The 20,242-nt window shown below is 72.9% G+C and carries 16 protein-coding genes; 12 read left to right on the top strand and 4 right to left on the bottom strand.

Annotated features, from left to right (window positions below):
• The first annotated feature begins 122 nt into the window (after positions 1-122).
• Genes D471_RS0125800 through D471_RS0125765 form a run of 8 tightly spaced genes read left to right on the top strand, consistent with a single transcriptional unit; the run spans position 123 to position 12,063 of the window.
• On the top strand, positions 123-1,022 hold the full coding sequence (locus D471_RS0125800; RefSeq protein WP_026128079.1) for an ABC transporter ATP-binding protein: 900 nt from the start codon (positions 123-125) through the stop codon (positions 1,020-1,022).
• Positions 1,019-1,858 (top strand): ABC transporter permease, encoded by an 840-nt coding sequence (locus D471_RS0125795; protein WP_017601293.1) that lies wholly within the window; start codon positions 1,019-1,021, stop codon positions 1,856-1,858. Before D471_RS0125800 ends, D471_RS0125795 begins: the two co-directional genes overlap by 4 nt.
• Positions 1,855-4,515 carry a lantibiotic dehydratase gene (locus D471_RS0125790; protein WP_017601292.1) on the top strand — a complete coding sequence of 887 codons (2,661 nt, stop codon included), beginning with the start codon at positions 1,855-1,857 and terminating at the stop codon, positions 4,513-4,515. The genes D471_RS0125795 and D471_RS0125790 overlap by 4 nt, the downstream gene beginning before the upstream one ends.
• On the top strand, positions 4,512-5,648 hold the full coding sequence (locus tag D471_RS0125785; protein ID WP_040691311.1) for a lantibiotic dehydratase C-terminal domain-containing protein: 1,137 nt from the start codon (positions 4,512-4,514) through the stop codon (positions 5,646-5,648). The genes D471_RS0125790 and D471_RS0125785 overlap by 4 nt, the downstream gene beginning before the upstream one ends.
• The gene (locus D471_RS0125780) at positions 5,641-7,266 is read left to right on the top strand and encodes a hypothetical protein (RefSeq protein WP_017601290.1); all 1,626 of its coding nucleotides are present in this window, start codon (positions 5,641-5,643) and stop codon (positions 7,264-7,266) included. The genes D471_RS0125785 and D471_RS0125780 overlap by 8 nt, the downstream gene beginning before the upstream one ends.
• Positions 7,257-9,053: a TOMM precursor leader peptide-binding protein gene (locus D471_RS0125775; protein WP_017601289.1), complete on the top strand. Its 1,797-nt coding sequence runs from the start codon at positions 7,257-7,259 to the stop codon at positions 9,051-9,053. The genes D471_RS0125780 and D471_RS0125775 overlap by 10 nt, the downstream gene beginning before the upstream one ends.
• Complete coding sequence (locus D471_RS0125770) at positions 9,050-10,381, top strand: nitroreductase family protein (protein WP_275041350.1); 1,332 nt, start codon at positions 9,050-9,052, stop codon at positions 10,379-10,381. The genes D471_RS0125775 and D471_RS0125770 overlap by 4 nt, the downstream gene beginning before the upstream one ends.
• On the top strand, positions 10,378-12,063 hold the full coding sequence (locus D471_RS0125765; protein WP_017601287.1) for a thiopeptide-type bacteriocin biosynthesis protein: 1,686 nt from the start codon (positions 10,378-10,380) through the stop codon (positions 12,061-12,063). The genes D471_RS0125770 and D471_RS0125765 overlap by 4 nt, the downstream gene beginning before the upstream one ends.
• Before the next feature lie 45 nt (positions 12,064-12,108).
• On the opposite strand, the gene D471_RS0125760 is transcribed toward D471_RS0125765, so the two are convergent.
• Positions 12,109-12,714 (bottom strand): suppressor of fused domain protein, encoded by a 606-nt coding sequence (locus D471_RS0125760; RefSeq protein ID WP_026128078.1) that lies wholly within the window; start codon positions 12,712-12,714, stop codon positions 12,109-12,111.
• A 381-nt stretch (positions 12,715-13,095) separates the two neighbouring features.
• Here D471_RS0125760 and D471_RS0125755 point away from each other — a divergent pair, with 381 nt between their 5' ends.
• On the top strand, positions 13,096-14,919 hold the full coding sequence (locus tag D471_RS0125755) for an acyl-CoA dehydrogenase (protein ID WP_017601285.1): 1,824 nt from the start codon (positions 13,096-13,098) through the stop codon (positions 14,917-14,919).
• A gap of 73 nt (positions 14,920-14,992) precedes the next feature.
• Here D471_RS0125755 and D471_RS0125750 read toward each other — a convergent pair whose 3' ends face one another.
• From D471_RS0125750 to D471_RS0125740, 3 genes are read right to left on the bottom strand one after another with little or no spacing between them, the layout of a single operon-like run.
• Positions 14,993-15,397: a PIN domain nuclease gene (locus D471_RS0125750; protein ID WP_017601284.1), complete on the bottom strand. Its 405-nt coding sequence runs from the start codon at positions 15,395-15,397 to the stop codon at positions 14,993-14,995.
• On the bottom strand, positions 15,394-15,615 hold the full coding sequence (gene vapB / locus D471_RS0125745) for a type II toxin-antitoxin system VapB family antitoxin (RefSeq protein ID WP_017601283.1): 222 nt from the start codon (positions 15,613-15,615) through the stop codon (positions 15,394-15,396). The genes D471_RS0125750 and vapB overlap by 4 nt, the downstream gene beginning before the upstream one ends.
• A 47-nt stretch (positions 15,616-15,662) precedes the next feature.
• Complete coding sequence (locus tag D471_RS0125740; RefSeq protein ID WP_017601282.1) at positions 15,663-16,943, bottom strand: MFS transporter; 1,281 nt, start codon at positions 16,941-16,943, stop codon at positions 15,663-15,665.
• A 572-nt stretch (positions 16,944-17,515) separates the two neighbouring features.
• On the opposite strand from D471_RS0125740, the gene D471_RS0125735 reads away from it, so the two are divergent.
• From D471_RS0125735 to D471_RS0125725, 3 genes are all read left to right on the top strand, one after another.
• Positions 17,516-17,896 carry a hypothetical protein gene (locus tag D471_RS0125735; protein ID WP_017601281.1) on the top strand — a complete coding sequence of 127 codons (381 nt, stop codon included), beginning with the start codon at positions 17,516-17,518 and terminating at the stop codon, positions 17,894-17,896.
• Positions 17,897-18,030: 134 nt separating this feature from the next.
• Positions 18,031-19,080, top strand: coding sequence for an aldo/keto reductase (locus D471_RS0125730; protein ID WP_017601280.1), 1,050 nt, complete (start codon positions 18,031-18,033; stop codon positions 19,078-19,080).
• 277 nt (positions 19,081-19,357) lie between these two features.
• A partial coding sequence (locus D471_RS0125725; protein ID WP_017601279.1) for a serine/threonine-protein kinase occupies positions 19,358-20,242 on the top strand: 885 nt, incomplete at its 3' end.

Here is a 20,242-nt window from a genome sequence, read left to right as displayed (position 1 = left end):
AGCAGCAGCTGCTGCTCCTCGGGGTCGTGCGGCTGACTCCCCTCCCGGGCGGCTCCCCCCTGCCCCCGGCGGGGCCGCCCCCCCACACACACGCCCGTCTCCACGAACACCGAGGGCCGTACGTGCACGCGATCAACGCCATCGACATCACCAAGGACTACGGGAGGGGCCGGGTCCTCCACGGGGTCACCTACCAGGTGCCCGCCGGGCGGATCGCCGCCCTGCTCGGCCCCAACGGAGCCGGGAAGACGACCCTGATCGAGATCCTGGAGGGGCACCGGGGCCGGACGTCCGGCCGGTTGTCGGTGCTCGGCCTGGACCCGGGCGACCGCCGCGACTTCGCGCGGCTGCGCCGCCGGATCAGCGTGGTCCTCCAGCAGACGATGCTGGAGCCGGGACTGTCCGTCCGTGACGTCCTGCGCCGCCACGCCTCCTACTACCCCGACCCCCTCGGCGTCGACGAGGTCCTCGAACAGGTCGACCTCACCGAGAAGCGCGGTGCCCTGGTCAAGTCGCTCTCCGGCGGCATGCGCCGCCGCCTGGACCTGGCCCTGGCCCTGACCGGCCGCCCCGAACTGCTGTTCCTGGACGAGCCCACCACCGGCCTGGACCCCGTGTCCCGCCGCCGCATCCACGCCCTCGTCTGCGGACTGCGCGACAGCGGCACCACCGTGGTCCTCACCTCGCACGACCTGGTCGAGGTCCAGGAACTCGCCGACCGCGTGGACGTCATCCGCGACGGGGAGTTCATCGCCTCGGGGTCCCCCGAGGAGCTCGTCCGCGGCGCGGCGGCGTCCACCGTCGTGGAGTTCACCGCCCCCGAGGGCGTCGACGGCCGCCTGCCCGAGGGGGCCTCCCTCGTCGACGGCCGTGTCCGCATCCGCACCGACGACCAGGACGCCGTGGTGCGGCGGGTCCAGGAGTGGGCCGAGCGGGAGCGGACCGAGATCACCGGCCTGACGATCGTCCCGCCCAGCCTGGACGACGCCTACGTCGCGATGCTGGAGGGCGGCGAGAAATGACCACCGCGACACGACGCCGTCCGAGCAGCTTCCTCCTGCATGTGGACAGCGAGCTCAAGGAGTTCTGGCGCTCCCCCATCACCCTGGCCTTCATCGTGCTGATGCCGGTCATGTTCTACGTCGGGTTCGGGCTGGCCTTCCGCTCCCAGGCCGACGCGGTGCGCGTGGTCGGCGAGCACGAGATCACCCAGGCCAACCTGAGCTACGGCGGTGTCCTCGGCTTCGCCCTCATGTCGGTCGCCTTCGCCAACGTGGCGATCGGACTGGCCATCCGCCGCCACCACGGCCTGTTCAAACGCTTCCGCACCACGCCGGTCAGCCCGGCGACCGTGATGGGCGCCTACCTGGTGAACACCCTGCTCACCGCCGTGATCGTGCTCGTGGTGGTCACCCTGATCGGCCTCCTGGGCATGGGTGTGACCCCGGATCCGGCCCGGCTGCCCCAGCTGCTCGCGGCCCTCCTGCTCGGCTTCGTGTGCCTGGCCCCGCTGGGTGCGGCCCTCTCGTTGCTCCCGCCGAACGCCGACGCCGCCGTCCCCATGGTCAACGGCGTCTTCTTCCCCACCGCGTTCCTGGCCGGAGGATTCATCATCCTTCCCCTGGGCGACACCGTGGGCGCGGTCGTGGACCTACTGCCGGGCCGCCCCCTGACGATCCTCATCCAGGGCGCGCTCGCCGAGTCCGGCCCCGTCTGGGACTGGCCGTCGGTGTGGCTGCTGCTCGCCTGGTCGGCGGGGGGCACGGTGGTGGCGCTGCGCTGGTTCCGCTGGGCGTCCGAGCGCGAGCCGCGCGGATTCGGATCGGGCAGGCGCGGGGCCGCCGGAGGCGAGGAGTGAGCGCTTCCGGCATCGACTGGGTGGAGGGCCCCTACCTGGTCTCCCGTGTGAACCTGTTCCCCTACCGGCCGCTGCGCGCCCCCGACCCCTCGGTGTCGGCGGACCGCGTCCTGCTGCTGGCCCTCGCCGAGGAGGAGCGGCGGCGGGACGGCCTCCGGACGCGGTTGGTCGACGAACTGCACCGGGTCGCCCCCGGACTGGAGACCGAGCGGCACCGCCGGGAGGCGCTGTCCGTCAAGCGCGACGTGTTCAACGACCGTCCGCCCCGCTCGAGTCAGCCGCTCTCCGAGGGCCCCCTCCTCGAACGGGTGCCGCTCCTGGCCGCGTGGTCGGAGAGCTGGGCGGCCACCGCGCGGGCCGTGGAGCGCCTCGACTCCGCGCACGCCGACGCCCTGGTGGCCGAGCGCGCCGTGCTCGCCGCGTGGGCGCGCGATCCCTCCGTGGACCGGAGCACGGCGCTGTCCAGCCCGGACCTGCACCGGGCGGTGGCCGCGCGCGCCGCCGCGGACGGGCCGCCGGACAAACGGGCGCGCAAGGCCGAGGCGGCGCTGGTCCGGTACTTCTCGCGGTCGACGGTGAAGGTCAGCCCCTACTCCCTCTACACCGGGGTCCACTTCGACGACCTGGAGCACCCGGTGTCGGCGGACCGCGACGGCGAGCCGCTGCGCTTCTCGACCAGGGCCGACCTGCGCCGACTCCTGCCCCGGCAGGCGGCCCGGGTGCTGGCCGCCGACCCCGAGGCCCGGTCGGGCCTGGAGTGGGTGCTCACCGGTAGCGCGCGCCGTGAGGGCCAGCGGCTGATCCTGCGCCGCAAGCGCTGGTCGCCGCCCGTACCCGGGCTGCGCGCGGAGGCCTTCGGCGAGGAGGAGGTCCGTCTCCCGATGACCGGTGTGTGGGGTCGGCTGCTCGGCTCCCTCCAGGCGCGCGCCCGCGTCCCGGTCCGGTTGGACGGGTTGCGCGAGGGCCTCGCCGAGGACCTGCGCTGCGCTCCGGAGTACGCGATGAACCTGCTGGACCGGCTCATCCGGGAGGGGATCCTGGTCCCGTGGGCCCCGTCCGCCGAACAGTCCCCGCACTTCGCCCGGGACTGGTACGACCTGGCGAAACGGCTGCCGGGGACGGCCGCGGCCAGGGTGGCCGCGGCGTTCCGGAGCACCGAGGAGGTGCTCGACGGCTTCGGAGCGGCCGACGGCACGGAGCGGGCACGCGGGATCCTCCGCCTCCAGCGGTCGTGGTCGGACGCCCTCGGTGAGCCGGGCACGGCCACCGCACCGGTGGTGGAGGACTGCCTCGTGTCGCACGGGGCGCCCGTCCCCCGGTCGTGGACCCGCGCCTGGTCGTCGGACCTGCGCCGGCTGATGCCGCTGCTGTTCGCGCTGGACGACCAGCGGGTGCTGTCGGGCGCCTTGGAGAGCGTGTTCACGGCCCGCTACGGCCGGGGCGGCCGGTGCGCCGACCTGGACGAGTTCGCCGAACAGGCGCGCGCGGCCTTCCCCCTGACGCAGCGCCTGATGTCCGACGGAGCCGGGGAGACCGACCCCGACGGCGCGCTGTCCGCGCTGCTGGCGGCCCGGCGGCGCGCGGTGGAGTACCTCACCGCGCTGACGCGGGAGGACGCCGAGTCCGTCGAGGTGGACCCGGGGGTCGTGGACGAGATCGCCGAGCTCCTGCCGGAGCGGGAGTTCGCGGCACCGAGGTCCTTCGCGGTGTTCGGCCACCCCGACCGGGGCCGCCTCGTCCTCAACCACGTGTACGGAGGTCGCGCACGCTACTTCAGCCGGTTCCTCGCCGACCTCCCCGACGACGTCCGCGCCCGCGTGGCCGCCCACGTCCGGCGCCTGGCCCCGGAGGGTTCGGCCACCGTGCACATGAGGTCCGCCCTGGGGTTCAACGCCAACCTGTCACCGCTGCTGGCCGACGGGGAACTGGCCCTGCGCGACGAGCCGACCCTCGCCGACGGCCCCTCCACCCGCGACCTGGAACTGGTCCACACCCCGAACGGCCTGCGGCTCGTCCTCGCCTCGACCGGCCAGGAGATCGACCCCGTCTACACGGGGTTCCTCGTGCCGCACGCGCTGCCCTACGACGAGATGCTCGTGGCCATGGTGGCGGACTCGCCGTTCTTCTCGTTCGGCGACCTCTCCCTGGACCTGCACGACCGCCGACACGAACACGGGTCAGCGGCCGGAGGCCGTCCGTCGGGGGGCGCAACACCGCGGATCTCCTTCGGCGACGTGCTGCTGTTCCGCCGCCGCTGGGCCGTGGACGCGTCCTCCCTGCGGGCGGAGCCGGGCGAGTCGGCCGAGGCGCTGTACCGCCGGGTCAACACGGAGCGGCTGTCCCGCGGCATCCCCGACCAGGTGTTCGCGCGCCCGCTCCAGGGCGCCCGGCTCGGCCCCCTGGAGCGCGCCATGGCGCCCAAGCCCCAGCACGTCGACTTCCTGAGCAGGCTGCACACGGCCACCGCGGCCAAACGACTGGCCCACCTGGGTCCGACCCTGATGGTGGAGGAGTTCCTGCCGAGCCCCGAGGACGGTGGTCTGAGGGGACCGGACGGGCGCCACGCCACCGAGGTGTTCCTCGAACTCTCCGCCGTCCCCCGGCCCCCGTCCCCTCCGATGCCCGATCCCCCAGGCGAAGCGAGGCTGCTCCCTTGACCGTCGGACTCCGAGTGACCTACTACGACAGCGACAAGAGCGCGCTCCTGGGAGAGTGCCTCGTCCCGACCGCCCGGCGGATCGCGGCCCAGGCGGGTATCGACTCCGCGTGGCTCCACCTGCACTGGCGGCTGGGCCCGCACTGCGTGCTCTACCTCGACGGCGACCCCGTGCCGGTGGCGGAGGCGGCCGGGTGCGCCGCGGCCGACGTCGAGGAGTTCCTGGAGCGCAACCCCTCGACGCACGCCCTCGACCCCGGGCGGTACGCGGCGTTCTCCGAACGGATGGGCCGCATGGAACTGGTGGAGCCGCCCTACGCGCCCCTGGAACCGGACAACTCCGTCCGGTGGCTGCGGGACGACCCGGTCGACACGTTCCTGCGCGGCCCCGAGGCGGTCGCGCTCAAGGGCCGGGTGTTGACCGACGGGCTCTCCCGCGTGGCCGACCGGGTCGACGGCCGGGCCGCGGTCCCGCACGTGTTCGCCGGGATGGCGGCGATCGCCTCCCGCTACCCCGAGTGGGGGCTGCGCTCCGGGTACCAGGCGTTCCTCTCACACTGGAAGGAGTACTTCCACTGGTCCGATCCGGAAGGGACGGCCCAGGAACGGCTCGCCGCCGCCTACCGGGACCAGCGCGAGGGGCTGGTCACCGCCCTGCGCGCGGTGCACGAGGGCACCACGGACGACCCGTCCGCGCTGTCCTGGCTCGACTGGACCCGGCGCTGGCTGCCCGAGGCGACCGCGCTCGCCGAGGAAGGGCACATCCTGCCGTTCCCGCACCCGGACCGCCTCGACGCGGCGGCCCGGTTCGGGGACGCGACGCGGGTGCGCTGGAGCGGGTCGGACGAACGTTCCTACAGCGACTTCCACCAGGAATTCAGGAAACTGGACTTCACCAGGCTCGGCGACGGACACGGGTTCGCGGCGTTCCGGTTCGTGATCAACTGCTTCTTCGACCTGCTGCCCCTCATGGGGGTGACGCCGGTTCAGCGGTACTCCGTCGCCTACCTGCTCACCGAAGCCGCACAGGAGGTGGTCGGCGAGACCTGGGAACAGACCGTGGCCAGGGTCGTCGCCCACCAGCAGAGCGACCCCGAGCTGAGGCCGACCCTCCCGTGGGTGGGCGATGACTGACCACACGGTTCCCACACGCCTCAAGAGCGCCGTCCGTGCCCGGTCCCTCGCGGAGGAGGGCGTCGCCGTGAGCATGGGCGCGACCGCCGTCGTCATCCGCGGGGCCCAGGCCGACACCGTGTGGCGGGCCCTGGAACCCACGCTGCGCACGGGTTTCGTCCGCGGCGCCCTGACCGCCCGGTTCCCCGCCCGGGGACGGCCCTTCCTCGAGGGCATGCTCGACCAGTTGGAGGAGCACGGCTTCCTGCGCGAGGTGGAGGAGGAGGCCGACCTCGCCGAGTCGGACCGCGCCGCCTTCGCCCACCTGGAGGCGATGACCCGGCGACCGTTCGCGGCGCTGCGTTCCCTGCACCAGAGCACGGTCCTGGTCCGCGCCTCCTGCCCCCGGCTGAGGTCGGAGGTCCACCGCGCGCTGGAGCGCGCGGGCTTCCGCTCCGTGCGAACCGAGCCCGGATCCGACGACGCGACCCCGCTGACCACGCGTCTCCTCGTCCCGGGGCACGGGGAGGCCCTGCACCTCATCGCGTCCGGCGAGGGCGTGTGGCTGTCCGGCCCCCGCACCACCTCCGCCACCCCCGACCTGGTCGAACGTGTCCAGGACTGGTGTCGGTACCGGGCCCCGGAGCGGAACCGCCCCCCGCTGGAGGAGGCCGCGCTGGGGATCACCCGCTCCCTCGTCGCCGCCCAGCTGGCCCTGGCACTGGTCGCCCACGTGGCGCGCTGCGCGAACGGCCCGCAGGACTCCCCCGCGGAACCCGGCCCGGGAGAGGTCCCCGAGTCGGACCCGGAGTTCATGGTGACCACCGACGACCTGGTCAGCGAACCGCACCCCTTCGTCGCCCCTCCCGCGCTGGACCCGGTACGCACCACGCCCTTCGCCCCCGGGGGCCTCGACGGCACGCCCCCCGCCGAGGCCCCCGACCAGCTGGACGCGGTCGCGCACCTGTGGGACCGGGTGTTCGGTCCGGTGGGAGCCCCCCTCCCCGGCGACCTTCCCCAGCTCCCCGTGGGCCTGGCCCGGGTGGAGCGCTCCGACCTCGTCGGCTGCGGACTCACCACCGCGCAGGCCAGGGTGGACGCCCTGCTCGGCGGTCTGCACGCCACCGCGTGGCGGCACCGCCCGCGGGAGAGCGGAGACGGCGGACGCGGGCTCGGGCTCGGGCTGACACCGCTCGCCGCGGTCGGCGCGGCCGTCGGGGACCTGGTCCTGACCGACCGGGCGGACGCGTGGAAGGACGTCGAGCCACCCTCCCTGTCCGCCCCCGCGCGTCGACTGTGGGCGGCGCTGACCCTGCGCTTCGGGGTCTCGGCCCGGCTCCGGGTCCGCGCGTGGGAGGGGTTGTGGCTCACCACGCTCCTCACCCCGCAGGACGTCCTCCTCGGGGCCGCGACGGCGGCCGACCCCGACGCGTGTGTGCGGGAGGCTCTGCTCCGAGCCGTGGCCGGGGCCCAGGCCACCCACGGCTCCGTGGTCCGGAGCGCGGCCCGGACCGACCCGGCCACCGCCTCACTCGCCCGGTGGTGCCGGGAGACGGGGCTGGTCCGGGTGGAGGAGCCGGACGGCGCCCGGGACTGGCGGCGGCGCGGTGTGTTCGCGGCGGTGGCCCGATGGTCGTGACCGCGCGCGTCCCCCGCCCGACCGGGGCCACGATGGCCGAACCGCACGCCACCCGCGTCGGCGGGGGCGTGCTGTACACCGGCATGAACGGCGCCCTCGCGGTCCTCGGCCCCTGGACACCCGCCGGAGGCACGGGATGCGCCCGCTGCGCGGGACTGTGGCGGCGCGACGTGGAGGGCGGTGTCGACCCCGACCGGGCCGCCGCCGACCCGGCCCTGTTCGCCCTGTGGTCGGACGCCTTCGCCCGCCTGGCCGACGCCGCCCTCGCCGGACTCGAGGAGCTGCGGCTCGCGCTGGTCGCGCTGGACTGCCGTACCGGGGAGGTGACCCGGCACCGGTTCGTCCCCCATCCGCACTGCGCGTCCTGCTTCCCCGACGGGGCCGGGCTCTCCCCTCCCGGGACGCTCGACCCCCGCACCCCCCAGCCGACCGTCGGCGACGCACTCCGCACCCGCGCCGTGGACCGGACCGACCTGCGCGAACGGCTGCTCGACTTCCGGTTCGGCCCGGCCGCGCACGTCTACCGCGACGAGGAGTCACCGCTGCCCCTCGTCACCTGCGAGACCGTCGCCCCCGGACACTCCACGCGGGAGGGCGGCTACGGCCGTTCCACCCGGTTCTCCGCCAGCGAGGTCCCCGCCCTCCTCGAGGGCGTGGAGCGCGTGACGGGAGGCCGCCGGCTGTCCGGCGCGGCGACGGTGACCGGCTCCTACAGCCAGCTCGCCGACGACGCCGTGGACCCCGAACGGCTCGGCCCGCACGAACCCGGGTGGTACGGCCACCCCGCCTTCGACCTCGTCCCGTACACACCGGACACCCCCACGACCTGGGTGTGGGGGTGGTCCACCCTGGAGCGGCGCCGAGTCCTGGTGCCCGAACACGTGGCGTACTGGCACGCCGGAGACCACGGGACCCGCTTCCTCTACGAGTCCTCCAACGGGTGCGCGGTCGGCTCCTCCCTGGAGGAGGCCGTCATGTACGGCCTGTTCGAGGTGGTGGAACGGGACGCGTTCCTGCTCGCCTGGTATTCGCGCACCCGGCTGCGGGAGGTGGACGTGCGCCGGAACCCCGACCTCGCCCACCTGCTGGACCTGCTGGACGAGCGCCGCCTGACCCTGCGCATCCTCGACCTCACCTCCGACCTGGGCGTCCCGACCGCGCTGGCCACGGTGACCGCCCTGGAGGAGGACGTCCGCGAAGGCCTGGCGCCCGCGCTCAGCCTCGCCACCGGCGCGCACCCCGACCCCCGCCGCGCACTCATGGCGGCGGTCGAGGAGACCGTCACCAACGCGCTCATGTACCCGAAGTGGGTGCGGATGCGGCCGTCGGTGAACGTGGAGCGCTGCCGCCCCATGCTCGACGACTTCACCCTGGTCCGGACCCTGGAGGACCACACCGGCATGCACGGCCTGTGGGAGGCCCGACCGCACTGGGAGTTCCTGGACGCACCCACGGGCACCGTGTCGGAGGAGGAGTTCCGGGCGGGACACCCCTCCTCGTTCGCCGGCGCCGACCTCACCGCCGTGCTCGGCGCCCGCCTGGCCCGGATGCACGACCTCGGTCTGGACGTCGTGGTGGTGGACCAGAGCAGCGCGCCCTACGTGGCGGCCGCGGGGGTGCGGTCGGTGAAGGTGATCGTCCCGGGCGCGCTGCCGATGACCTTCGGCCACACCCACCGGCGGACCCGCTCCCTGGAGCGGCTCACCCGCGCGCACACGCTGTTCGAGGGAGGAGTCCCATGGGAGAGCCCCGGCACGATCCACCCGGTTCCGCACCCGTTCCCGTGACCGACGACCTCGCCCCCGTCCTGGCGGCGTTCCACGCGCAGTCGCACGGCAAGGACGTCGCCCAGCCGGAGACACTGTTCTCCGGACCGGTCCTGTCCAGCGGTCCGACCGACGGCGCCGGGGAACCGCCCCTCACGCTCCCCGCCCTGGAGCCGCTGCGCGGTCTGGCCGCCGCCGGCCCCCCGCTCGGCGGCCCCTGGTCCCCCGTACAGCGGATGCTCGCCGCGAGCGTGGAGGCGGTGCGGGTGCGCAGGCTGTCGGCCGCCGACCGCTACCCCGTGCACCGCGCCTACCCCTCCCCCCGCGGGCTGTTCGGCGCCGACGTGTTCGTCGTGCCCGCCGGGCGCGGCTCCGGCTGCCTACGGGTGGACCCCCAGTCGCACGCGCTCCACCCGGTGGCGGGGGCCCGCCTCCCCGACGACCCGGAGACCGCCCTGACCGATGCCCACCTGGTCGTCGCGGTGGACCACCGGCGCTATCCGCCCGAGTACGGCCGGCTGCGACCGTCGCTGGCCTTGTTGGAGGGCGGCCACCTGGCGGCGACGCTCGGGCTCACCCTGACCCGCGCGGGTCTGCGCCCCCGGACGCGCCTGGGGCCCGCGGCCGCGCCCCTGCCCGACGGGCTCCTCTCCTGCGCCCGCGTCACCCTCGGCACGGACGGTGACGAGGACGGCCCCTCACTGCGGCCCGAGGCGGTGGCCCGGGCCTCGGAGACGGCCGCCCCGACCGGAACACACCTGCGCGGCTGGTTGGACGACCGCACCAGCGGCGTCTCCACCGCCAACCTCGTGACCAGCGCACACGTCTCACCCGAACGCGGCTCCACGATCACGGACGCCCTCACCGCGGCCCTCGGCGCGGCGCGGTCGGTGGCCCCCGGCCCCGACTCCCTGAAGCTGTACCAGCAGACCCTGGCGGACGGCCGGATCGACGACCGCACCGCACGCGAGCTGGGCCCCGACGGGGCCCGGCACCCCGGGCGGCCCGTCCCCCGGACCGACGCGACCCCCTTCTCCTCCTCCCTCGGCTTCACCCTGGCCGTGGACTTCATCCCGTGGGCCCGCGCCCACGGACCCCACGCGGAAACCGTCCTGCACACCCTCCTCGGCTGGATCGCCCAGTGGGGCTGTCTGGGCGCCGCCGCCACCGGGCTGTGCGCCCGACCCATGCGCAACTACGAGGAGGCGGAGTGGGCCGCCGCGCTCGGGTTCGCCCCCGACCAGACCCCCGCCTACCAACTGTGGGTGCGGGCCGAACGCGGCGCCTACATGGACGTCCCCGTCGACGCCGCCCCACCGACCCCCGGTCACGGAGGGAGCACACCATGACGCGCGCCTGGACGGCCGTGTACGTCCACCTGCACCGCGACCGCGACCGCATCGACGCGTTCCTGCTCGACCGCCTGGCCCCCCGAGCGGAGGAACTGGTGTCCGCGGGACTCGCGCGCGCCTGGTTCTTCCTGCGGTACTGGGACGGCGGGCCCCACCTTCGGGTGCGGTTCCTGGATGCGGACGCCGACGCCGTCCGGGCGTTCGCCGAACACATGCGCACCGCGGCGAAGGAGACCGCCGGGGACGCGATCGAGCTGAGCAGCGCCGACTACTACGCGAGACTGCCCCAGGCCGACCCGGACCGCTGGCACGACGACGGCGACGTGGTCGACGCGGTCTACGCGCCGGAGACCGAGCGCTACGGCGGCCCCGAGGCCCTGGAGGTGTGCGAGGACTTCTTCTGCGTCAGCACGAGGATCAGCCTGGCGGTGCTGCGCGCCGCGCCCCGGCCGGACCAGCGGCTGGTGGTCGCCGCCGACCTGACGGCGCTGGCCTTCGGCGTGCTCGGGTTCTCCGACGTGGAGGCCGTCGGACAGGCCCGGGGCTACTACTTCGGGTGGGACTACTCCGCCGAGGTCGCCCGGGGCGACGACCGGGCGCGCGAGGCGGCCGAGCGGCTCTTCCACTCCGCCCCGTCGCGGTGGTCGGGGCGGCGCGACCAGGTGGAGCGGCTGGTCGCCGCCGAGGGCGACTCCACCCACCACCTGTGGCACCGGGCGCTGCGGGAGACCGTGACGCGCCTCCGGGGCATGGAGCTCACCAACGACCTCACCCGCGTCGTGTGGTCCCTGCTGCACATGACCCACAACCGTCTCGGACTGGACATCGAGGACGAGCGCCTGCTCGCCTGGCTGCTGTCCCTCTCCTATCCGCGCCGGGAGCCGCCCGGCGACTACTTCTCCCCCGAGACGACCGCCCCGGACCGGGTGTACGCGGAGGCGAGCAAGTACCGGGCGGCGACGATCGGCGGTGAGCACCTGCCCCGCCCGGTGCCGCCGGAGCGGCCCCTCCCGCCCACCCCAGGCGCCTCCGTGGTCGACCTTCCCGAACCCGGTCCGCTCACGGCCGAGCTGGGGGAGGTCCTGGCCCGCAGGTCGAGCGTGCACGGGGACTACGGCTCCCACCTGGCCCTGACCGACCTCTCCAGCCTCCTCGCCCACTCCGCCGGGCTGAGCCCGGCCCGCGCCGACGAGACCGGCCGCCGCCTCCCCCCTCGCAACCACCCCAGCCCGGGCGCGGCCTACGCCACCGAGATCCACGTGGTGGCCCGGTACGTGGCCGGTCTGGCGCCCGGCACGTACCGCTATCTGGCCGAGGAACACGCCCTGCTCCGGACCGACGGCCCCCATGGGACGGAGCGCCTGGTGGGGCTGTCCCCCTTCCTCCGGAGAGAGGCCGACGGGCGCCCCGGGGCCGTGGCCGACACGGTCGGGGCCCTCGTGGTCCTGGTGGGAGACGTGGGAAGACTGCGTGCGGGCTACGGGCAGCGCGCCCTGCGCCTCCTCCTCCAGGAGGCCGGGCACATCGCGCAGAACCTGACGCTGTGCGCCACGGCGCTGGGGCTGCGGAGCCTGGTGGTGTCCGGGTTCGCCGACGACGCGGTCAACGCCCTCCTCCACGTGGACGGCCTCGACCGGACGGCGCTCACCCTCGTCCCCGTCGGCGCGCGGGCCCGCTGAGGCACGGCCCGGTGCCGGGACCCGGTGGGGCGGCGGCCCGTCGGCTCAGAGGCGGACCGGCTCGCGACCGGGGTCCGTGAGCAGCTTCGGGTCGCGGTCGCGCAGGAGGGCGACGAGCGGGGCGGCCGTCCCCGCCTCCTGCGCGTGCGCGCCCTCGTCGGCGGTCAGACCCACGAGCTGGAAGAACATGACCAGCCCGTTCTCCGTCTGCATGGCGCGGACCTCGACGTCGGGGACGATGACCAGCGAGGTCATGTCGCCGTTGGAGGGCCCGCCGCCGAGCGGCGAGGGCGTGACGATCCAGTGGCCGACGTCCAGGTCGCTGCCCGCGAGGAAGTGGTCGGCCAGCGCGTGCAGGACGCGCAGGATCCAGGCGGGCACGGAGCGGTCGTCGGGGTCGCGCGGGATCCGGCAGGTGAACTCGAACCCCGCACCGGAGATCCGCTTCTCCTCGCTGGTCTTCTCGCCCAGCTCCGTCAGGCCGAAGCCCACCAGGAGCCAGTGCCCCTCCAGGGGGTAGGCGAGGACGCCATCCAGGCCCTCCCCACTCTGGCCGTCCGCGGCGAACTGGATGGTGAGGGGCTGGACGTCGGGGTACCTCTGCGCCCACTCCTCGTAGATCCGGGTGAGCCCGGGCAGCATCTCCAGCATGGTGTCGTGGCCCCCCACATCAGGTGTTCGTGCACGTCCGAGCATAGGAGCACGCCCGGCCACGCGATCCGCTCCGCACCTGGACGACCCGCCCGAGGGCCGCGCCTGGTGATCCCGGGAGGCGGTGCCGAGCCGCGGCGACGCCACCCGCTAGCGTTACCCCGACGCCGCGCCGGACCCCGCTCGGGAGCGGTTCCATCACCCTCCGCGACGGTCGATTTCCCGCTCCTGACCTGCGACGGCGCCACACATCACTCGCCCGTACGCCAGATGTGCCTTCCCCCACTGGCGCACGGTGCTACTGGGTAGTAACATTGACTTGTTACTAGTCGGTAGATCCGCGTGTACAGACACCGCGGCCGGGACACAGCGGAGCTGTCCATGACGCATTACAAGAGCAACCTGCGCGACATCGAGTTCAACCTGTTCGAGGTGTTCAAGCGCCAGGACGTGCTGGGCAAGGGTCCGTTCGAGGAACTCGACGAGGACACCGCCCGTACCATCCTCGACGAGATCAACCGGCTCGCCACCGGTGTCGTCGCCGAGTCCTTCGAGGACGCCGACCGCAACCCGCCGGTCTTCGACCCGAAGACCAACACGGTCACCATCCCCGAGAGCCTGAAGAAGTCCTACCAGGCCTACATGGACGCCGGCTGGTACAACCTCGACCTCTCCCCCGAGCTCGGCGGCCTCGGCGCCCCCCGTTCCCTGGTGTGGTCCGCGGCCGAGCTCATCCTCGGCGCCAACCCCTCCATCCACATGTACTCGGCGGGCCCGGGCTTCGCGAGCATCCTCCACTCCGAGGGCAACGAGAAGCAGAAGGAGTTCGCCAAGCTCGCGATCGAACGCGGCTGGGGCGCCACCATGGTGCTGACCGAGCCGGACGCCGGCTCCGACGTCGGCGCCGGGCGCACCAAGGCGGTCGACCAGGGCGACGGCACCTGGCACATCGAGGGCGTCAAGCGCTTCATCACCTCGGCCGAGCAGGACATGACCGAGAACATCTTCCACCTGGTGCTCGCGCGCCCCGAGGGCGCGGGCCCCGGAACCAAGGGCCTCTCGCTCTTCCTGGTTCCGAAGTACCTGGTCAACGAGGACGGTTCCCTCGGTGAGCGCAACGGCGCCTACGTGACCAACGTCGAGCACAAGATGGGCCTGAAGGCCTCCACCACCTGCGAGCTGACCTTCGGCGACAAGCCCCCCGCCATCGGCTACCTCGTCGGCGACAAGCACGACGGCATCCGCCAGATGTTCCTCATCATCGAGTACGCGCGCATGATGGTCGGGACGAAGGCGATCGCCACCCTCTCCACCGGCTACCTCAACGCCCTGGAGTACGCCAAGGAGCGCAAGCAGGGCTCCGACCTGACCGCCGGCGGCGACAAGAACGCCCCCAAGGTCACCATCACGCACCACCCCGACGTGCGCCGCAGCCTCATGACGCAGAAGTCCTACGTCGAGGCCATGCGCTCCCTCGTCCTGTACACCGCCACCCAGCAGGACGCGATCCAGATCGCTCAGGCGGCCGGTGAGGACGTCAAGGAGCTGGAGGCGATGAACGACCTCCTGTTGCCGATCGTCAAGGGCGTGGGCTCCGAGCGCTCCTACGCGCTGCTGGCCGAGTCCCTCCAGACCCTGGGCGGCTCCGGGTACCTCCAGGAGTACCCGATCGAGCAGTACATCCGCGACGCCAAGATCGACACCCTCTACGAGGGCACCACCGCGATCCAGGCGCAGGACTTCTTCTTCCGCAAGATCGTGAAGAACGGCGGCGCCGCCATCGGCAAGCTCGCCGCCGAGATCAAGGGCTTCGCCCAGAGCGAGGCGGGCAACGGCCAGCTGAAGGAGGAGCGCGGGCTGCTCCTGGAGGCGGTCGAGCACGTCGAGAAGATCGTCGAGATCATGATCGGCCACACGATGGGTGCGGCCGAGGAGCCCCGCGAGCTGTACAAGGTGGGCCTGAACTCCACCCGCCTGCTCATGGCCTTCGGTGACGTCGTCCTGTCCTGGCTGCTGCTGCGCCAGGCCGAGGTGGCCCTGAACAGCATCGACGGCGCCGAGGGCGCGGACAAGGACTTCTACACCGGCAAGATCGCCGCCGCGCGCTTCTTCGCCGACCAGTTCCTGCCGCGCATCGCCGCCGAGCGCCGGATCGCCGAGGGCGTGAACCTGGAGCTCATGGACGTGCCCGAGTCCGCGTTCTAACGCGTCTCCCACGCCCGAGGGGCGGGGCGGCCGGCGGCCGCCCCGCCCCTCGCGTGTTCCCGGTCCAGGCCGGTCAGGCGAGTCTCAGTCTCTCGACCGGCTGTGCGGTAACCTCGGCGATCAGTTCGAAATCCTTGTCGAGATGGAGCACGGTCAGACCGGCCCGTTCCGCCACCGCCGCGATGAGGAGGTCCGGCACTCCAGGAACCCGGTGCTGCCCCCGGTCCGCGAGCAGTGTCTGGACCTCGACCGCCCGTTCCTCCATGGCGGGGGTGACGTACTCGACCGGCATCGCCGAGAGCGGAGGCCGGCCGAGGTGGTTCCTCAACTCCCCGCCGGACCGCGCGGAGAAACCCACCTCCAGTCTGGTCACCGTGGAGATCCGTACCAGGCCCCTCTCGATGCGCGCGGCCCACTCCCGCGCGCCCGGACTGGTTCCCAGCCGAACCAAGGCGGATTTGTCGATCAACCAGGTCATTCCCACGCCCGTTTCATGACTTCCGGGTCCCCGAGGTCTGAGAAAGCTTCGGCGAAGCGCGACAGGTCGTCCTCCGTCACCGAGGCGCCAGCGCTTCTCACCGTCCGCTCCAGAGAGCGTCTCAGGTACTCGCTGCGCGACAGTCCGTGTCTCTTGGCGTCCGCGTCGATCGCGGTCAGGACACTGTCCGGCACGTTGCGGATCAGGACATCGGCCATACGATCACCTCCAAGTGATATCTCATGATATCACCCGGGGGTCGGGCTCACCGACGCCGCAGGACGAGGCGCCAGAGAACCACGGTCGCGCAGAGCGTGGTCAGGCAGATGGGCACGAACGCCCACTGGAAGGAGGTCGGCGACTCGGGCAGGACCTGGAGCACGGCCCCGGCCAGGACGGTGCACAGCACGGCGGTGGAGAAGCCCGCCATGTTCACCAGACCGGAGGCGACACCGGTGCGGCTGACCGGGATACCGTCCCGGGCGAAGTCGAAGGAGACCGTCGGCGCCAGCGTCTGCCCCAGCGCGGTCAGCGCCAGGACCGCGATCCCCGCACCCGTCGGCGCCCCACCCGGCCACAGCACCAGGAGCAGCAGCCCCGCGCTCAGCGACGTGCCCAGGGTCAGCCCGAGCCACACGCGCGCGTTCGGCCAGCGGCCGATGACGACACCCGCGAACGGCGCGATCCACAGCCCCCCGGCGGCCAGGCCCGTGAGCGTGAGCGCGGCGGCCCCCTCGGACAATCCCAGGCCGCCAACGAGGAACGGGTACCCCCACAGCACCATCATCATCGTGAACGGCGCCATGACGGCCGCGTGGTGTGCCATCCCGATCCGCGGACCGCGCGCCCGCAGCGCCTCTCCGAGCGCCGCCCAGACGGGCATCGGCTCGGCCACGGTGGACCTGCCGGCCGCCCCCGCGGGGCGGTCCCGCACGATCAGCAGCACCAGCACGGCCATGAGCGCCGTGAGCCCGGCCGTGGCGAGGAAGGCGGCCACCCAGCCCATGCCCTCCAGCGCCCACGCCAGCGGCGCGACGCTGGCCACCTGACCGGTCCCCCCGACCACTCCGGTGAGGCCGCTGACGAGCGCGTAGCGCTCGCGGGGGAACCAGAGGGCGGCCAGGCGGATGACGTTGAGGAAGACGAGGGCGTCTCCGAGTCCGATGAGGAACCGGCCGGCGACGGCCGCCTCCACCCCGGGCGCGAGCGCGAACAGACACGCTCCGCCGACCATCGCGCCCATCCCGATCACGAGGGCGTAGCGCGGACCGAGCCGGTCGGCCAGCAGCCCGGAGGGCACCTGGAGGAGGACGTACACGAGGAGCTGCAGCATCGGCAACAGGGACAGCAGGGCGGGGCCGACGTCGAACCTCTCCTGCGCCTCCAGCGCGGCGACACCGAGGCCGTTGCGGTGCAGCATCGCCAGGAAGTAGCCGCCGACGGCGACGCCCCAGACGAGCCAGGCGCGGGCGCCGCCCGCCGGTTCGGAGGGGACGGAACCCGGACGAGTCGCGATCGGGTCACCGGATGTATTGGTCTGTGTCACTGCGCGGCTTCTCTCCTCGTTCGACCCGTTCCAGTGTCCTCCAGCCGCGCGACCACCCCATACACCGGGGTCACCGGGGGCGCAAAACGGGCATGGAGGCATGTGAACCCCCGACGGCGGAAGGCACAAGACCCGGCCCGATCCGGGTAAAGGACTCCTCACCTGCGTAAAGTCACCGTGGGTGAAGTAATGACGCCCGGTAGTCGCAAAAGCGGGTGATCACCGCGACAGCGGGAACGAGACTCCGCATCTCTTTCAGCCTCGAAAACTCTCAGACTTATGTTCGAAATAGGCATCCTCAGCTGGTGGTTCTCTCAAACTCCAAGCTGATACCCATTCGTTAATTGTGAGATTGGTCACTCCCAAAAGCCTCGACCACGGAGGGTCGATTGCTGCTAGCATCCGGAGCGCAAAGAATAACTACGAGGTAACGACACGGTTCACGCCTCACCAACTTTGTGGAGGGAACCCGCTCACGCGACAGCGGCGGCGGCGCCCCTCGAACCGCGGCTCGTGGTCGCGACAAGCGCACACGGTCTGCACGCGGTACCCGACACACACTGGAGACGACCTTGAGTCACTGGCGCCTGAACAACCCCCGGGCCTCCCGGGCGAAGTCGGCCCTCGCCAGGCGAGTCAAGCACAAGCCTCGCCACGCCTTCTGTGCCGAGCGCGCGATCACCGCGCTCCTGGGCGAGCTCGCGTCCCTGACTCCCCGGCAGCTCTACTGGTCCGGAACGTCCGAGATGGCCGTCGTGTCGGTCCAGCGTGACGTCAACGTCTGGTGCCGCGACGGCCGGTTCTTCTGGACCGACCTCTTCCGCGGTGGCGAGACCGTCTCCCACCCCGCGAGCGACCCGGTGGGCGCGGCCGCCCTCCTCAACCCGTTCGCGCGGATCCCCGAGTCCTCCCACCACCACGGCCACGCGCTGGCCGGACTCACCGCCGCCTGATCCACGACGCGTCCGCGACGTACGACACCCGTACCCGCTCTCGCGGCACGGCGCCCCTCTGTCGCCGATGACGCCTGGAATGTCCTGGTCTGCGAAACTGTCCCCTCAGACGCAGACCGACGAAGGGACATACCGTGGGCACACACGTCGCGAGCGAGGACCGCTACGACTCCGTGGAGTACCGACGCTGCGGCAACAGCGGCCTCCACCTGCCCCGCCTGTCCCTCGGGCTATGGCAGAACTTCGGTGCCGACCGCGACTTCGAGGGCCAGCGCCGCATCCTCCTCCGAGCCTTCGACCTCGGTGTCTTCCACCTCGATCTGGCCAACAACTACGGCCCGCCGCCCGGCAGCGCCGAGGAGAACCTGGGCCGGATCCTCGACCGCGACCTGCGCCCCTACCGCGACGAGCTGGTCATCACCACCAAGGCCGGATACGTCATGGGCCCCGGCCCCCACCTGCGCGGCGGCTCCCGCAAGTACCTGCTGTCCTCCCTCGACCGCTCTCTCCAGCGGATGGGCCTGGACTACGTCGACATCTTCTACAGCCACTGTCCGGACCAGGACACACCGCTGGAGGAGACCATGCTCGCCCTCCACCACGCGGTGGTGTCCGGCCGGGCGATGTACGCGGGCATCTCCTCCTACAGCCCCGCCGCCACGCGCGAGGCCGCGCGGATCATGCGCGAGCTGGGCACACCCCTGGTCGTCCACCAGCCCTCCTACTCCATGCTCAACCGCTGGATCGAGGACGGCCTCCTGGCCGCCGCCGACGACGAGGGCATGGGCGTGGTCGCCTTCTCACCGCTGGCCCAGGGCGTTCTGACCTCCCGCTACCTGGACGGGGGCGTGCCCGCCGACTCCCGCGCCGGAGTGGGCCGCCCCAGCTGGCGGAAGAACATGCTCTCCGACACCGTCCTGGAGCGGGCCCGCGCGCTCGACGCCATCGCGGCCGAACGCGGCCAGAGCCTCGCGCAGATGGCGATCTCCTGGGTCCTGCGCGACCAGGGCCCGCGCACGGTGACCACGGCGCTCGTCGGAGCCTCCGGTGTCGAGCAACTCGAACACAACCTGAGCGCGCTGGACGCCCCGGAGTTCACCGACGAGGAGTTGCGACGTATCGACGCGTGGGCCGTCGAGTCCGACGTCAACATCTGGGCCGGGGCCACGGCCTCCCGCCCCTGACGGTGTTCTCCTCGGCCCCGCCGCTTCGCTTGGGCCCGCCCGTCGCCCACCCCCTCAACGGACGCCCACGGCGCGGCCCCACCCTTGGGAACTCCGCCGGCGCCCGAACGGCGACCCCCTGGGGTGGCCGGACCAGGGAACCGGCTTCGGGGGAACCGGATGGGGGGGTGGGGCTCTGGGGCGTTCGTCGATGAACGACTAGATTGACGGACGCCCCCCACCCCGGCCGAACGACCACCGGGGCAGGACCTCGGACCCCGTGAGGACCCCACCCACCGTGCAGCCGCTCACCCCAGGAGATCCCCCGTACATCGGCCCCCACCGTCTCCTCGCCCGCCTGGGCGCGGGCGGGATGGGCGAGGTCTACCTCGCGCGCACCCCCGACGGCCACCTGTGCGCCCTGAAGGTGGTCAAGGAGGACCTGGCGTTCGACACCCGGTTCCGCGCCCGCTTCGGCCGGGAGATCCGCGCCGCCCGCCTCGTCCGGGGGCCGTTCACCCCCGCGGTCGTGGACGCCGATCCCGACGCGCCCGCTCCCTGGATGGCCACCGAGTACGTCCCCGGTCCAACGCTGAAGGACGCCGTCCTCGCGGGCGGCCCCTTCCCGGAGCCGTCGCTGCGGGTTCTCGCCCTGGGGCTGGCGCGCGCCCTCGACACCATCCACGCGGCCGGGATCGTGCACCGCGACCTCAAGCCCAGCAACGTCCTGCTCTCACCGCGCGGGCCCCAGGTGATCGACTTCGGGATCGCCCGGGCCGTGGAGGGCACCGTCCTGACCCGCACCGGCCAGACCCTGGGCACCCCCGCCTACACGTCTCCCGAGCAGGTCACCGGTGACGAGGTCTCGCCGCGCAGCGACGTGTTCTCGATGGCCGGGACAGTGGTCTTCGCGGCCTCCGGGGAGCCGCCGTTCGGTGCGGGCCACCCGGCCGCCGTCCTGCACCGGGTCCTGTCCGGGGCGCCCCGCCTCGACACGGTCCCCGAGGGGGTGCTCCGCGACCTGGCCGCCGTGTGCCTGGCCAAGGACCCGGAGGCGCGTCCCGACACCGACCGGATCCTGGAGGAGCTGTCCGCGCTCCCGCTTCCGTCCGCGGAGCACGGGTGGCTGCCCTCCCCCGTCACCCAGCAGATCGACCTCCGGGAGAATGAGTCCCAGCGCGCG

The sequence above is a fragment of the Nocardiopsis lucentensis DSM 44048 genome (assembly GCF_000341125.1).
GTDB lineage: Bacteria > Actinomycetota > Actinomycetes > Streptosporangiales > Streptosporangiaceae > Nocardiopsis > Nocardiopsis lucentensis.
This window is presented reverse-complemented; position numbering and strand designations above follow the sequence as displayed.

Bases quoted from the DNA above. Each gene is read 5' to 3' on its own strand.
- D471_RS0125795 (WP_017601293.1), top strand. From the start codon at position 1,019: ATGACCACCGCGACACGACGCCGTCCGAGCAGCTTCCTCCTGCATGTG.
- D471_RS0125780 (WP_017601290.1), top strand. From the start codon at position 5,641: ATGACTGACCACACGGTTCCCACACGCCTCAAGAGCGCCGTCCGTGCC.
- D471_RS0125775 (WP_017601289.1), top strand. From the start codon at position 7,257: ATGGTCGTGACCGCGCGCGTCCCCCGCCCGACCGGGGCCACGATGGCC.
- D471_RS0125765 (WP_017601287.1), top strand. From the start codon at position 10,378: ATGACGCGCGCCTGGACGGCCGTGTACGTCCACCTGCACCGCGACCGC.
- D471_RS0125760 (WP_026128078.1), bottom strand. From the start codon at position 12,714: ATGCTGGAGATGCTGCCCGGGCTCACCCGGATCTACGAGGAGTGGGCG.
- D471_RS0125755 (WP_017601285.1), top strand. From the start codon at position 13,096: ATGACGCATTACAAGAGCAACCTGCGCGACATCGAGTTCAACCTGTTC.
- D471_RS0125750 (WP_017601284.1), bottom strand. From the start codon at position 15,397: ATGACCTGGTTGATCGACAAATCCGCCTTGGTTCGGCTGGGAACCAGT.
- vapB (WP_017601283.1), bottom strand. From the start codon at position 15,615: ATGGCCGATGTCCTGATCCGCAACGTGCCGGACAGTGTCCTGACCGCG.